Origin of the sequence: Paenibacillus sp. FSL R5-0766, assembly GCF_037971845.1 — a bacterium.
Classification (GTDB): domain Bacteria; phylum Bacillota; class Bacilli; order Paenibacillales; family Paenibacillaceae; genus Paenibacillus.
On sequence record NZ_CP150227.1, the window covers coordinates 5,432,610 to 5,448,079 of the forward strand.

A 15,470-nucleotide genomic window follows, 5' to 3' on the forward strand; every position below is an offset into this window, starting at 1 on the left:
TACTACATCCTATGAAGAGGTGGTTAATAATATGAACAAGCCTGCCCGCAGGTAACAAAAAAAGCCGGGCTATAAGCCACGGCTGTCATGTAATCAGATAATGAATAAGTTCATTTAAATGAGTTAACCCATTCCGAAGAACTTTTTGAAACGAGTAAAAGCACCCTTTTTCTGCTCCAGCTGCATCAATGGGACCGTATCTCCCAGAATGCGTCGTGCGATATTTCGATACGCAATCGCCGCAAGTGAATCCGGATTCATGACCGTAGGTTCTCCTGAATTGGCCGCTTTGATGACCAGTTCATCATCAGGCACAATGCCAATCAGGTCAATATTAAGTACTTGTAAAATACCATCGATATCTAACATGTCACCCGATTTAACCATATTATTGCGAATTCGATTCACCACCAGCTTTGGTGATTGAATGTGCGAACTCTCCAGCAGGCCGATGACACGATCCGCATCACGTACTGCAGCATTTTCCGGTGTAGTGACCACGATGGCCTGATCTGCTCCTGCTACCGCATTTTTGAAACCCTGCTCTATGCCGGCTGGGCAATCAATAATGACGTATTCAAAATCTTTTTTCAATTCAAGGATAATATCCTTGACCTGTTCTGGCGACACTGAGTTTTTGTCTCTCGTCTGCGCCGCAGGCAACATGTATAATTCTTCGAAACGCTTGTCTTTGACCAAAGCCTGATTCAGACGGCAGCGGCCGTCCGCAACGTCGCACAGATCGTAAATAATACGGTTTTCGAGTCCCATCACGACATCCAAATTACGAAGGCCGATATCGGTATCTACCAGACAAACCTTTTTGCCGAGCAGCGCCAGCGCTGTCCCGATGTTTGCCGAGGTGGTTGTTTTACCCACGCCGCCTTTACCCGAAGTGATCACGATCGCCTCTCCCATGAGCTACACTCCTTTAAACACATTAAAATCTCGGCGTAACCGAACGATATTGCTCATTTTGTCTATCTGCATCTGATTGTCCTGTAAGTAAGCAAATTCCATTCCGGTCTCTCGGCTCTCCCATTCATCGGGAGGACGACTGATAATATCCGCAATCCGCAGCTGCGTCGGTGCAAATACCGAAGCGGCAATGATCGCTTCCTCGTCCCCGCCAATTCCGGCATGAGCCATACCTCTGAGTGAACCCAACACATATATATCTCCGGTACACGTCACTGTGCCCCCCGGATTGATATCCCCAAGAAACAGGAGATTTCCTTCATGATGAAGCACCTGACCTGAACGCACCATACCACACATGGTTACAATCGGCGGTGGTCCTTTAACCTCCGGTTGGAGTGCAGGTGAGTCGATGGATCGAATAAGCAAATTCCCTTTTTGCTTCAATATATCGAGGATTGCTTCTTTCTGGTCCTCTGTCACTTCGCGGGCACCCAACTTGATATCCACATGAACAATCGGTCCGGTCAAAATATTTTGATGGCTGTGTTCCAGCTTATAGCGGAGCTCATAGAGCAATTCCTCGAATTCACATTGATCGTCCAACAGGAAAACCAGGCCGTCTCGGATGCCTTTAATCGTTACGTGATTCGATTTTACCGTCATAAGCCTGTCCCTCCCATCTCATTACATTTCGTGCCCGGGGCCCCAAGTTCCTGCTTTGCGCTCCATAAATGTATTTAGGAAGCTTCTTCTGTCTTGCTCCGTCTCTTGCCGATCCGCTCCAGTTGTTTCCGAAGCGGGACATATATGATCAAGGCAAACACAAAATGAATGAACAAATTAGGAATCATGTATTCAATCAACGCCCAGTCAAAGGTCACGTGGTTAAGTTGGAAGAGCTTGTACAGGAAAAATAGCATGGTGTCATTAAGCAGACTTCCCAAAATGACAACCGATACCATAACCGGCAGTGGCGCACGTGGTGCTTGAAAAATGAGTCCCATCATATATGCCGATAATCCCATCGAGAATCCATAAGGTCCAATCATCTCGCCATAGAATACAACGTCATGCAATAGTCCAAAAAATATACCGAGCACTAGTGCCGTGTGTCGATGATGATATACAGCGATAAACAAAATTACGATATAGACCAGATTGGCAGAAATACGCATCTGCCAGCCAGAAGGGATGAGCAGCGGCAAAATTGTGCCTTCCGCAATGAACAAAAGGAATAGTAACAGGAACAAAACTTGCTTGCGTGTTACCATTATTCTTTTACCTCAGGTGGGATAATGACAATCAGCTCTTTCCAATCAAGGAAGCTTGCGTATGGTTTGATAATCGCAGTCCGCGTTAAACCGTACTCCCCAACTTCAACCTTTTCCACTTCACCAATCCGCATATACTTGGGAAAGTTATTGATGATCCCCGAAGAGATGATCTCATCACCCTTTTTGATGTTTGAATCCTCCGAGATTTTGGTCATCTTGAGCATGCCCGTCTTCGGATCGTAGCTCTCAATCATACCAAACACTTTCTCTTTACCTACCGCCGTTGCTGCAATGGCATTGGATGTCGGATCATTGGCGTCCATGGATGTTAACAGATTAACCGTTGATGTATATGAGCTGACATGACTGATCACGCCGACCAGCCCTTCCTGGGAGGTAACGGCCATCCCCGGCTTGATTCCCGCATTTTCACCGATATCAATGTTAATGGTTCTGCTATTTGGATCCGAATTGGCACTGATAACCTGAGCAATTCGTGAACCGTAATTATAGCGATTCTTCTGTTCTTCTGTGAAATTGAGCGCTTTCTGAAGTTGCTCATTCACTTGCTCCATATCATTGTACTTTAGCCGATCCCGGGTATAGTGACCCATTGCGATGCGGAGCTCTTCATTCTCTTCATATACCGTACGCATGTTCGCTACATCTTTGAAAAAGCCCGCTACATAGGAAGCGGGCTTGTAAAATACGTATTGTACAAATCCAACTGAATCCTTCAGGAATTTCTCCGGCCAGGATAGAGTGGTTCGCGGACTGAGCGTAAAGCCCATTAACGCGATAAATGTAACAAGGCCCACCAGCAAAACAAAAAGTCTTTTGTTGCCTAGCAGTTTAAACAGTTCGAACACCCTCTAACATCCATATTCTCTTCCGAGCCATGCCCGGCGGGGAGACTGTCAGACCTGTAGTCCCTGCGAGAATATCAGCCGATCCTCCCCTGTTAAGCGGGTAATAGCTCATCCCCGGGGTTAACCGGGTCCTCTATAAAGATATCTTGCCACTTGGTCGCTATGCCAAGTTAGGCAAATACCAATTAACGTTTGGAACGAACTGCCGAACTGCTTCTGCTTTTGAACAAATGAATATTCTCTAGCGCTTTACCTGTTCCGATTGCTACACAATCCAGCGGATTCTCAGCCACAATGACAGGCATTCCTGTCTCACCAGCGAGAAGCTTGTCCAGGTTACGAAGCAATGCCCCACCACCTGTAAGAACGATACCCCGATCCATGATATCGGCAGCAAGTTCAGGCGGGCATTTTTCCAGTGTTACTTTTACCGCTTCAACAATTGCATTCACGGTATCAGCCAGCGCTTCACTGATCTCGTCCGAAGTAATCGTAATGGTCTTCGGCAGACCTGTTACAAGGTCACGTCCACGAATTTCCATCGTTTCTACTTGTTCCAATGGCATAGCTGATCCGATGTCCATCTTCAATTGCTCCGATGTACGCTCACCGATCATCAGATTGTATTGGCGTTTGATGTACTGGATAACGGATTCATCCATCTCGTCACCTGCTACACGAACCGAACGGCTCGTTACAATACCACCAAGAGAGATAACAGCCACTTCCGTTGTACCGCCACCAATATCTACAACCATACTACCCGTTGGTTCCCATACAGGCAGATCTGCACCGATTGCAGCTGCAAAAGGCTCTTCAATTGTATAGGCTTCACGTGCCCCAGCCTGTTTGGTTGCATCTTCAACCGCACGTTGTTCTACTGCAGTAATCCCGGATGGTACACATACCATCACGTTTGGATGACGCTGGAACATGGAGCGTTGTTTTTGCGCCTCACGGATGAAATATTTGATCATCGTTGCCGTTGTATCGAAATCGGCAATAACGCCATCTTTCATTGGACGAATGGCACGAATGTTACCTGGTGTACGTCCAATCATTTTTTTAGCGGCTTCACCTACTGCCTCGATGCTATTTGTATCTGTCCGTATAGCGACAACCGAAGGTTCGCGCACCACAATTCCTTTTCCTCGTACATAAACCAACGTATTTGCTGTCCCCAAGTCAATACCCAAATCTTTCGTAAAACCACCAAACATAACATAATCTCCTTTTCTGCCTCATATAGCCGCTCCATTCTGATCCAGAGCGTAATAATTTCATTCCCACGTAACACGTGGAGCTAATATTCGCATTTGTTTTTTTGCATTTGTAAAGTGAACCTATCTTTTACGGACAACGCCGTTAACATTCATAGGAAAACATCAACGCCAACCATTATATTATACTAAGCCCTTCTCCTTCAAACTTACGTACGTTCCATCTCCGATAATAATATGATCAAGCACGTCAATGCCAACAATAGCGCCTGCTTCAATCAGTCTCTTGGTTATTTGGATATCCTCTGGACTGGGCGTAGGATCACCACTCGGATGGTTGTGTGCGCACACAATCGATGCGCTGCTGCATTTGATGGCAGCCCGGAACACTTCACGTGGATGTACAATCGAAGCGTTAAGGCTGCCCATGGAGAGTGTTTCCTGGGCAATAATATGATTTTTACTATTCAGAAAGAGACACACAAAATGTTCTTTTTGCAAGTAACGCAATTGTTCGATCAGGATATCAGCTGCATCACGGGGTGTACGTATTGAAGTCGACTGTGTGAGTCTGCTCTTGGCAATCCGATGACCCAGCTCAATGCCAGCTTTCAATTGCACAGCCTTGGCATTGCCGATCCCTTTCATCGCGGTCAGTTCTTCCAGACTCAAATCCATCAACGAGCGAATGCCACCCGCTTCGGCCAGAATCCGCTGTGCCATATGCACCGCGGATTCCTGTCTTGTGCCTGTTCGAAGTAAAATTGCCAGCAATTCAGCATGGCTTAAGGCGCCCGCCCCGTATTCCATCATGCGTTCTCTCGGGCGTTCTTCCTGGGGGATGTCGCGCATCATGTATTGAGGCGACTCCATATGTTCCCTCTTTTCATTTCACAACATTTGGCTTCATTCATGTTCGTGGCAACACATGTACGCCGAACCCGTCCAACATATCACTTAGCAAAGATAGCGGCAAGCCAACCACATTAAAGTAACATCCTTCAATGCGGTCGATCAGTGAAGCACCAATGCCCTGAATGGCATATGATCCTGCCTTGTCTGAAGGCTCACCTGTCTGCACATAAGCACGGATGGTAGCATCCGACAGCTTTTTCATTGTTACATCGGTCTGGCGGTAATGAACTAACGACTGTCCATTGCCCGCATCAATACAAGCGACACCTGTAAACACCCGATGTACGCGGCCCTGCAGCCGCGATAACATACGTTCAGCATCCGCTTCGTCTACAGGTTTGCCTAGAATCTCACCATCCAGAACAACAACGGTGTCACTACCAACAATAATGGCTTCCTGCTCGCGGCCTTCAAGCCCGCGATACACGGCAAGCGCCTTGCGCAAAGCAAGCTCCTGCACAGTCTGTTCAGGTGTCCACTCTGGTGGTGTATCTTCATTGGCATGACTTGGTATTACATCAAACGCTAGGTGGAGTGATGCGATCAGTTCTTTGCGCCGAGGCGATGTGGAAGCCAGAATAATAGGGCGCTGTTGTGTGTTATCCAAAATGAACGGCTCCTTATGCCACGGCAACATCCTGTCCGGATCACGATAATAGATGTCACTGGTTTAATTTTTTTCGTCATAACTCGTCATTCTCCTACAGTCTGCGATACAGCCACACAGCGGCAATCATACCGATCAGACTCAGAAGGCTCATTTGAAATTGAAGTGAAATATTATAACTGATAATATCCAGATCAGCCTGTGGCGACCAACGTATGGTCGTGGCTTTCGTAAGAAAGGCTACTGCCTTAACAGGCTGCAGTGCCTTGGCGATCCACGCTCCGGCCATCCAGCCGAGCAGCAGAAACAGCAATAACATGCCGAAGTTTTTTTTCATCGGTAATCTTCCCTCGCCATTTTTTGACACCCACATTATTATACGGGGTTTTGTACGTCAATACAAACACAAATCCGGCAAGGGGAACTATTTCCAGTTCCTTGCCGGATGGGTATTTCCAAGCGTTGTTATGGGAAAGAGCATGTTACTGCTTTATCGCTTCGAGCCATTTTTTCTGCTGCAGTACATATTCCATCAGATCGGACTGCACGGACCACATGTGTACATCATCCGGGTTTTTGTTGTACTCTGCGATAGCCGTAATTGCACTGTTCATTGATTTCTCCATTCCACCAATAAGAGGTTGTACATCTGCGGTCAGGCCAGGTGTAAGACTATTCAATCCGGTCAGCCATGACTGGTGCTTATTTTGAAGCGCGGTCATCGTTTCTGTAGAGACTGCTGCCGGAGCAGACTGTCCCAGCTGCTGAATGGACAAGGTAGATAATTGTTCCACCAGTGCAGAACTGTTTGTGAAGAAAAGCTGCACATCCTCTTGTTTGCCACCGAATATAGCCGGATTGATCTCAGGGTTCACGATCTCCTTGACGTACAGTTCAACTCCCTGCGCTTTTAACCTGGAGCTAAGTAGCTTGGCCTCTTCACGATCAGCCGAAATGCCTGCATATACTCGATTGCCATCTTCAGGATCAGAACCTGCGGCTATACCTGCCTGAGCGAGCTCAAGCTTGGCCTGCTCAGCTCGTTCAGGAGAACTGAACACGCCGTATTGAAGTGCATAATACGTGCTGCCAGTCGCCGCTGTCTGAAGTTGCTGTTCTGTACCTGCAGCCCCCTCCTGACCCGTCACAGTGGAAACTGCCTGATTGACGGGCAGAAGATCTCCTGGCTTGACGGCTCCTTCTTTATTGAAAAATGAAAGAATAACCATGCCGAATAGTGCTCCCGTAACGAGTGCCCCGGTAACAGAGCCAATCATTTTCCAGCCCCTTGGGGGGCGATTGCGTTTATAGGAATAGTTCTCGGAATCTGCAAGCCAGTCGTGGCCTTGATCATCATGGGTATTGGACAGATCACGACGCTCTTCCTCCGGATTATCGGTGTGATTAACATAACCGTAACCGGTGCGGTTCCCAAAATAATGGGCCTCATCCAAGTTCAAGTTCGAATCATGGCTCACCCGCTCGTCAGGTTCAGGTACAGTAGAGCTTGTCAGCACCGTCTCTCCCCAGTCTCCGGGGATATCCTCAGGCGTCCATGATGGGGTTGTATCCATCTGCTTAGGCGTTAGCGGTTGATTATGCGGTAATTCTTCACTTAACGTCACCAATGAACTGGACGCAGATATCCTCTTGTTTTCAGGCTTGTCCGACTCATGATCCCCGAAGCGAAACGTCATTCTAGCATTGCTCACCCGTACCCTCTCCTTTGTCCCATTTATATAAGCTATATGCAGAGACTGGAGAATACATTCCATATAACGCAAAAAACGCCTGCTTCGTATCGAAGACAGGCGTTTTCTCAATTGATCTATTTCAAACCTTTGGCAAGTGTATCGCCGACTTTCCAAATATCACCTGCACCCATCGTAATCACAAGATCTCCTGGCTGCAGACGATGCTGCAGATCAGCGACAACTTCTTCTTTTGTAGGGAGGTAACGTGCAGAAGCATTACTGTTTTGAACGATCAGTTCAACCAGTCGGGCTGAGGTTACCCCTTCGATCTGTTTTTCGCCCGCAGGAGAATAGATGTCCGTAATAAGCACCTCATCCGCTTCCGCGAAAGCACGACTGAACGCATCCAGCAGGAAGAACGTCCGCGTATAACGCTGTGGCTGGAATACCGCAATAATGCGTTTGCCCGTTGCTTTGGCGGCACTAATGGTAGCTTCAATCTCAGTCGGGTGATGAGCATAATCATCGATGATCAGCATATCGCGCGCCTCGCCCAATACCTGGAATCTGCGTTTGGCTCCGTGGAACTGGATGATGGCTGCTACAATCTTCTCAAATGGAATGCCCGCTTCCAAACAGGTAATCACAGTAGCCATTGCATTATAAACGTTATGCTTACCCGGCACTGATAATTCCACCGTGCCCATAGCAGCACCCTGATGATTCATCGTAAAGGAGATACGGCGATCGCCCAATACAATATCCGTTGCCGTATAATCTGCAGCACGATCAATACCATAGGTTGTAATCCGTGACTTGAGTTCCGGCAAAATCGCTTGAACATTCTCGTCGTCAGAACACACAATCGCTGTTCCTTCCGGACGAATCTGGCTCAGGAATTGCACATAAGCCCTTTTGAGCTCCTCAAAATCACTGTTGTAATTCTCCAGATGATCTGCCTCAATATTGGTTACAATACCGAGCCATGGATGGTACTGCAAAAACGAACCATCGCTCTCGTCCGCTTCAGCGACTACCCAGTCGCCTTGACCGGCCTTCGCGTTGGTACCCACATTCATGATTTCTCCGCCAATAATGTATGTCGGGTCCGTATCACATTTATCCATAACAAGTGCAATCATGGATGAGGTGGTTGTTTTACCGTGAGCTCCAGCAACAGCCACACCTTTACGTTCGTTCAACAAACGTGCAAGCATCTGGGAACGATGCAGAATCGGAATGTTCAGCTCTGCAGCTGCTACCCGTTCCACATTATCAGCAGGCGCTGCCGTAGAGTAGACAACAAGGTCTGCTCCAGTGACGTGCTCTGCTGTATGTCCGATATATATTTTCGCTCCCTTGGCTGCCAACTTCTCGGTCAACTCCTGTGAAGCGACATCCGATCCGGTAACGGTGTATCCCATTTCCAACATAACTCTTGCGATGGCACTCATGCCATATCCGCCAATCCCTATAAAATGAACGTGTTCCGATGTATTTAACAAAACTTTCACCAACCTTTTTCAGAATCGGTTTGATGCAAAAGGGCTGCCCGCACATCCGCAATCAGGTACAGTGTGCCGGAGACCACCCCCAGATCTTCCGCTTCCGTCCGTGACTTCAATAGATCAAGTGCCTTTGCCCATTCGGGCTCGACGATGATTTCCAGTTCCTGCTTCGCAATGGCGGGACGTACCCGTTCGACAATCTGCAGCAATTCGGCTGCATCCATTTTGCGTCGGAAATCTGGCTCGGTCAGGATCAGCGTATCCACTAGTGGCAGTATATGCTGCAAATACGCTTCGTGATGCTTATTTGCCAACATACCCATCATCAAAATTAACTTGTTGTGCGGATAGACATCCATAATGCTCTTGGCCAGTGACTCTGCCCCTTCCGGATTATGTGCTCCATCAAGCACAATTCGGGGTTCATCGACGACTTTTTCGAATCTTCCTGCCCAGAAAGCATTCTCCAGTCCAAGTGCAATATCGTTGTCATCCAGCATAAATGCCATGTATTGTCTAAGCAATTCAAGCACCATAAGTGCGGCCGCTGCATTGTCACATTGATGTGAGCCCTGCATGCGGATGCGAACGTCCAGATCACGGAACGGGCCTGTAAAATGAAAAGATTGTCCGTTCTCATTGCTGTCCAGTCTATGATAAGAGAATTGATCTCCGGCCAAATACACGCTTGATTGAAGCTGCTGAGCTTTCTCCTGAATCACCTTCACAGCTTCGGGTTGAGTCGCGCATGTCACAACGGGTACTCCCGGCTTGATAATACCTGCCTTTTCTCCAGCAATCTGCTCAATCGTATCTCCAAGCACATCCGTATGATCCATACCAATGTTGGTGATGACGGACACAACAGGTGCGACAATATTCGTTACGTCCATCCTTCCCCCTAGCCCCGTCTCCCATACCACAACGTCAGGGTAACACTCCTCTGCATAGTACAGAAGCGCCAGAGCTGTGGACACCTCAAACATCGTGGGTGATCCAAGCGGAGTGGAGGCCATTTCCATGACCAGTGGATGTAATCGGTTCGAGAGCTTAAGCAGGATTTCTTCAGGAATATCCTCACCGTTGTATTGAAAACGGTTTGTAAACTTGGTGATATAAGGCGACGTAAAGGTACCCACATCATATCCAGCCTGAAGAAGCACTGACGTCAAAAAAGCGCAAGTCGAACCTTTGCCGTTCGTTCCCGCGACATGAATAAACTTGAGACGTTGGTGTGGATTGCCTAACATGGACATCAGATTCTCGATTCGTTCCAATCCAGGTCGGATGCCAAAAGGAATAAGGCCATTGATCCAGTCCACGGCCTCGTTGTACGTAAGTAAAGGAGCTGCTGCATCTGTCGCGTCTAATTCCGTCATCTGATTCACCTTCGGTCCCGAGTTTGAGTGAAAAAAGCGGCCGGATGGCATAATGGCTCTCCATCCGACCCAAATATATTAACCTTTAAGTTCCTTGATTCGTGCAATCACTTTATCCCGTTTATCGGAATAATCTGCTTGCTTGGCGCGCTCTTCCTCAATAACTTTGGCAGGAGCTTTGGCAACAAAGCCTTCGTTCGCCAGCTTTTTCTCTACACGGAGAACTTCGCCCTCAAGGTTCTCCAACTCTTTCTCCAAACGAGCCACTTCCTGCTCGATATCAATAAGACCTGCGAGCGGCAAGTATAGTTCTGCCCCCGTAATGATCGCAGTCATTGCCTTATCCGGTGAGTTTAAATCCAGCCCACTATCGAACTCGGACGTATTACAGAAACGTTTGATGTAGTGACTGTTACGCTCAATGATGCTGGACGTCTCAGCACTGTTTGCTTTGACCATCAACTCGATCTTTTTGCTCATCGGCACGTTCACTTCTGCACGAATGTTTCGAACTGCACGAATGGTATCCATCAGCAGGTTCATCTCGGCAACAGCCTCTGGGTTCTCCAGAGCAGGATCATATACCGGCCATGATGCCAGCGTAATGGTCTCACCTTCATGCGGCAGATGCTGCCAGATCTCTTCGGAGATGTATGGCATAAACGGATGAATCAGGCGCATCGTCTGATCCAGCACATAAGCAAGTACGGATTGTGTTTTCTTCTTGGCAACCGGATCTTCCCCATAGAAGGACAGCTTAGCAAACTCAATGTACCAGTCACACAGGTCATCCCAGATAAAGTTATACAACACACGACCCGTTTCCCCAAATTCATACGCTTCGATTAGACGCGTAATATCGCGGGAAGTTTCGTTCAGACGGTGCAAAATCCAATAATCCGCTGTACCAAGCTCTCCGCTAATGTCACGTTCCTCATAGGTGAATCCTTCCAGATTCATCAATGCAAAGCGCGAAGCATTCCAGATCTTGTTGGCGAAATTACGAGCCTGCTCCACCCGTTCCCAACGGAAACGCAGATCCTGACCTGGCGTGCTGCTGGTTGAGATCATGTAACGCATTGCATCTGCACCGTATTTCTCAATCACATCCAGCGGATCTACACCGTTGCCCAGTGATTTGGACATTTTGCGTCCATCTGCATCACGAACAAGACCATGCATCAGCACATCCTTGAACGGAATCTCATCGGTGAATTCCAATGCAGTGAAAATCATACGTGCAACCCAGAAATATATGATGTCATACCCTGTCACAAGTACACTTGTCGGATAATAACGTTTCAGGTCTTCCGTATCTTCCGGCCAGCCTAGTGTGGAGAATGGCCATAAGCCGGAGCTAAACCAAGTATCGAGTACATCTTCGTCCTGTCTGAGCTTGCGTCCAGCATACTCTGGCAGCGTTGTTGGATCTTCAGCAGATACGATGATTTCACCCGTTTCTTCATCATACCAGGCAGGTATACGATGTCCCCACCACAGTTGACGGGAAATACACCAGTCACGAACGTTTTCGATCCAGTTCAGATAAGTTTTCTCAAAACGATCCGGAACAAAATTAACCCCTTCGCCGCTCTGTTGTTTCTTAATCGCTCTCTCTGCAAGTGGCTTCATCTCAACGAACCACTGTGTAGAAAGATACGGCTCAACAACAGCTCCGGTACGTTCACTGTGTCCAACCTGATGCGTGTGATCCTCAATGTTGATCAATACGCCCTGCTCTTTCAAGTCAGCAACAATCTGCTTGCGGCAGTCACTGCGGTCCAGTCCCTGATACTTGCCTGCCTCAGCATTCATTGTGCCGCTCTCATCCATGACCGTAATCTGAGGAAGATCATGACGAAGACCTACTTCAAAGTCATTTGGATCATGCGCAGGCGTGATTTTAACTGCGCCACTTCCAAATTCTTTATCCACATAATCATCAGCGATAATTGGAATTTCGCGTCCAATGATAGGCAGTACAAGTACTTTACCAATCATATCTGCATAACGCTCATCCTTCGGATGTACAGCAACCGCTGTATCACCCAGCATCGTTTCAGGACGCGTTGTTGCCACTGTAACGTAGCCGCTTCCGTCTTTGAGCGGGTACCGCAGATGGTACAAGTGACCCTGAACCTCTTTATATTCAACCTCAATGTCGGACAGAGCTGTCCGGTTCACCGGGTCCCAGTTAATGATGCGTTTGCCTCGGTAAATAAGGCCTTTTTCATACAGTTGAACAAATACTTTACGAACCGCTTGGGACAGACCTTCATCCAGCGTAAAACGTTCACGTGAGTAATCAAGCGACAATCCCATTTTGCCCCATTGCTGACGAATGGTAGTGGCATATTGATCTTTCCAGTCCCATACCTTCTCCAGAAACTTCTCGCGTCCCAGATCATAACGAGTCAGACCTTCTTCACGCAGCTTCTGCTCCACTTTGGTTTGGGTAGCAATACCTGCATGGTCGGAACCCGGAAGCCACAGCGCATCATAACCTTGCATCCGTTTGGTGCGGATCAGAATATCCTGCAGTGTAAAATCAAGCGCATGCCCAATGTGCAGCATCCCGGTCACATTCGGGGGCGGAATTACAATTGTATACGGCTCGGCATCTTTACGTTGACCGGCTTTGAAATATCCACGTTCCATCCAGGTGGCGTACCATTTATCCTCCGCCGCCTTAGGATCGTAAGTGGTCGGCATTTCTGTTGCAGCTGATTTTTTTTCCTCAGACATGTGTCATTCCTCCGTTACTTCATCATCTTCGCCAAAAAAAACAAAAAAAACCTTTCATCCATCAAAGGACGAAAGGTTAGCTTTCGCGGTACCACCTTTGTTTCACGCCTACAGCAAGATAGACTTCACCCTCTGTACATGACGTGACACTTCAAGCAGATAACGGCTGCTACCGGCCCATCCTACCTCAGTAATAAATGACGATAAATCTCATTCATCCCTTGTATTCAAACAGGCAACTCCCGGGCGACTTCGATCAGTTGGTTCCTGCGGAATCTCACAGCGTTGCAATTCCACTCTCTGAAAGGTCATACTGTCTACTACTCCCGTTCCACGTTGTTCTTCAAAAAACCTACACACATCATACCTTGCTCGTGCGCGATAGTCAACCTGACAACAGCGGATAAAGAGCGCTGGAATGCAGGTTTAGGACGAATCATGCAAAAACCCGCAATCCTCAAGGGGATCACGGGTCGTAACGAAGGCTTTAACTACGGATTAAGGGATGTACAATATCTGACCTTCTTCCACAACCTGCTCAGATAATCGGTTATACAACTGAAGTTCCCTCGTGCTCAATTGATAACGATCTGCAATGGCATCCAGTGTATCTTCTCGCTGAACGATGCACAGTTTCACCTTGCGGAATGGGGTCTGGTCCACGATTGTTCCCAAGAACAGGTTCTTCCATTCCACATCATCAGCTGGATACGTTTCTTCCTGTACCTCACCCGCAGGAACCTCATCACCTCGCTCCACTTCAGCATCACGTGCCGCTCTGCCCGAGGATAACAAGGAAGAGATACCTACGCCCTCTTCTTGCCGGGGTGCGGATTCTTTTTTGCTGCCAAAAGCAACCTTCAGCTCCGGCTTGTCTTCCGTCTCAGCCACAGGTTCAGGAACAAATGCTTCGTTCTGTACGAACTCGTCTACCCCAGTCGCTTCAAAAGACGGCCGGTCTTCCTCCGCATTGCCTGGATCGGACGAAGCAAATACACCTTGCCAGTTCTCCGCCTGTGATTCGCCCGGGACATCGGCAACCGCCTGATTCTCCTGCTGAGGTACAGATCTCGCTGATTCGAAGTGCCATACCTCTGGTGCGTCCGGTACATCCGGTGCTGCCAACTCATTAGATGATTGAGCAGTAGGCTCTGAGACTGCTTGATCTGCACTTCTCGAGTTCGCAGGCAATACATCCACGGAAGGCTCGGACCAACCCGAAGACTCGTCTTCCAGAGGCAGCAATGGTTCCGACTCAGGGTAAGAAGCTAACCGATCAGCGGTCTCAGCCATAAATGATGAGATCGGAGAAGGTTCGCTGTATTGCTCATGAGATGCCAATTCATCTGCATTCGCCGTCAGAGATGCGGGATCTTCGTTTGCATCAGGTTGTCTGTTTTCGTTAGCATACTCCGCACTTTGCTCCTCGGATTGAAGTGGCTCGGCCAATGACGAATTCGCATATTGCTGATGATATTCAGGAGCACCATATGCAAGTTCTGCTGCATTCGCAAGTCTCTCTTCCTCACTCCGCTGGAGCAGGTACTCTTGTGCAAATGTGTTGGGATCGCTGCCTGTCTGTGCTGCTTCATCGGAACGGTTGGATTGCTGAGCATCAGGTGAATGAACAACTGTAAACTCATCTGCTGACCACACTTGTGGCTCTTCAACAGGAAAACCCTCGATGCCTCGCAGCGACAATACGCCTGTAATGTTCAGACTGCGATTGGATAACAGATCCACGTCAAAATTTTCGATCTCGATAGAAATATCCTCAATCGATCTGACCCGGTTCAGCGGCACTGTGATCTCCACGGGAATGAAATGTTTGAGCTCCTCTGAAGCCTCATTTTCTCCTCTGTACGCACCTGTAAGTAAAAGATGCCCTCTTAACGTGGCATGATCATCCTGCCCTATGACTTGAATGCGCGGGTATAGTTCAATCTCCTCCAATTCCTCAATCGCAGGGACTCCCTCAGACAAATGAACGCGCTCATAAATATCGAACCGCAAACCATAAGGTTGATTCAACAAAGGTGGCGTCCTCCTTTCGGCATATGTTCACCATGATCCTTCTCATGGGACTGATCCATGGTCCAAATCCTTCGTTACCCCATCTATATGCCTTGAATGAGGGGAGCATGCCACCTTTTGAAAAACCTTGCTATATATGTTCAACTCATGGTTATTTACACTGTCACTCCAATGACAGAACAACCTTCTGATCGCTGTTATCCCCAGATTTTTTTCATTCCTTTTTATAAAGGGAAAATCCGGGGATAGCTTATGCTTCCGAAGTAGCTTTCTTTCAGAAAGCTTTTAGGCGAACGCTTTGCTT

13 protein-coding genes and 1 other annotated feature are annotated in these 15,470 nt (G+C 47.9%); all 13 genes read right to left on the minus strand.

Features of this window, described 5'->3' with window-relative positions:
* Positions 1-123: 123 nt before the first annotated feature.
* Positions 124-918 (minus strand): septum site-determining protein MinD, encoded by a 795-nt coding sequence (gene minD, locus MKY66_RS23560; protein WP_053783092.1) that lies wholly within the window; start codon positions 916-918, stop codon positions 124-126.
* A 3-nt stretch (positions 919-921) separates the two neighbouring features.
* Complete coding sequence (minC, locus tag MKY66_RS23565) at positions 922-1,584, minus strand: septum site-determining protein MinC (RefSeq protein ID WP_017692615.1); 663 nt, start codon at positions 1,582-1,584, stop codon at positions 922-924.
* Between the two features lie 74 nt (positions 1,585-1,658).
* Positions 1,659-2,192 carry a rod shape-determining protein MreD gene (gene mreD / locus MKY66_RS23570; RefSeq protein WP_036673543.1) on the minus strand — a complete coding sequence of 178 codons (534 nt, stop codon included), beginning with the start codon at positions 2,190-2,192 and terminating at the stop codon, positions 1,659-1,661.
* On the minus strand, positions 2,192-3,064 hold the full coding sequence (gene mreC / locus MKY66_RS23575) for a rod shape-determining protein MreC (RefSeq protein ID WP_047841182.1): 873 nt from the start codon (positions 3,062-3,064) through the stop codon (positions 2,192-2,194). Before mreC ends, mreD begins: the two co-directional genes overlap by 1 nt.
* 185 nt (positions 3,065-3,249) lie before the next feature.
* On the minus strand, positions 3,250-4,284 hold the full coding sequence (locus tag MKY66_RS23580) for a rod shape-determining protein (RefSeq protein ID WP_017692612.1): 1,035 nt from the start codon (positions 4,282-4,284) through the stop codon (positions 3,250-3,252).
* Positions 4,285-4,467: 183 nt separating this feature from the next.
* Positions 4,468-5,157, minus strand: a complete 690-nt coding sequence (gene radC / locus MKY66_RS23585; RefSeq protein ID WP_076216949.1) for a DNA repair protein RadC — start codon at positions 5,155-5,157, stop codon at positions 4,468-4,470.
* A 37-nt stretch (positions 5,158-5,194) separates the two neighbouring features.
* Positions 5,195-5,806 (minus strand): Maf family protein, encoded by a 612-nt coding sequence (locus MKY66_RS23590; protein ID WP_076216948.1) that lies wholly within the window; start codon positions 5,804-5,806, stop codon positions 5,195-5,197.
* Between the two features lie 94 nt (positions 5,807-5,900).
* Complete coding sequence (locus MKY66_RS23595; RefSeq protein WP_036605903.1) at positions 5,901-6,143, minus strand: DUF4321 domain-containing protein; 243 nt, start codon at positions 6,141-6,143, stop codon at positions 5,901-5,903.
* Between the two features lie 145 nt (positions 6,144-6,288).
* Positions 6,289-7,518 carry an SPOR domain-containing protein gene (locus tag MKY66_RS23600; protein ID WP_076216947.1) on the minus strand — a complete coding sequence of 410 codons (1,230 nt, stop codon included), beginning with the start codon at positions 7,516-7,518 and terminating at the stop codon, positions 6,289-6,291.
* A gap of 116 nt (positions 7,519-7,634) precedes the next feature.
* Complete coding sequence (gene murC / locus MKY66_RS23605; protein WP_047841184.1) at positions 7,635-8,954, minus strand: UDP-N-acetylmuramate--L-alanine ligase; 1,320 nt, start codon at positions 8,952-8,954, stop codon at positions 7,635-7,637.
* 56 nt (positions 8,955-9,010) lie between these two features.
* Positions 9,011-10,387 carry a folylpolyglutamate synthase/dihydrofolate synthase family protein gene (locus tag MKY66_RS23610; RefSeq protein WP_076216958.1) on the minus strand — a complete coding sequence of 459 codons (1,377 nt, stop codon included), beginning with the start codon at positions 10,385-10,387 and terminating at the stop codon, positions 9,011-9,013.
* Positions 10,388-10,465: 78 nt separating this feature from the next.
* Positions 10,466-13,132 (minus strand): valine--tRNA ligase, encoded by a 2,667-nt coding sequence (locus tag MKY66_RS23615; RefSeq protein WP_076216946.1) that lies wholly within the window; start codon positions 13,130-13,132, stop codon positions 10,466-10,468.
* 61 nt (positions 13,133-13,193) lie between these two features.
* Positions 13,194-13,475, minus strand: a binding site (T-box leader).
* Between the two features lie 155 nt (positions 13,476-13,630).
* Positions 13,631-15,166, minus strand: a complete 1,536-nt coding sequence (locus MKY66_RS23620) for a LysM peptidoglycan-binding domain-containing protein (RefSeq protein WP_083657415.1) — start codon at positions 15,164-15,166, stop codon at positions 13,631-13,633.
* Between the last annotated feature and the right edge of the window lie 304 nt (positions 15,167-15,470).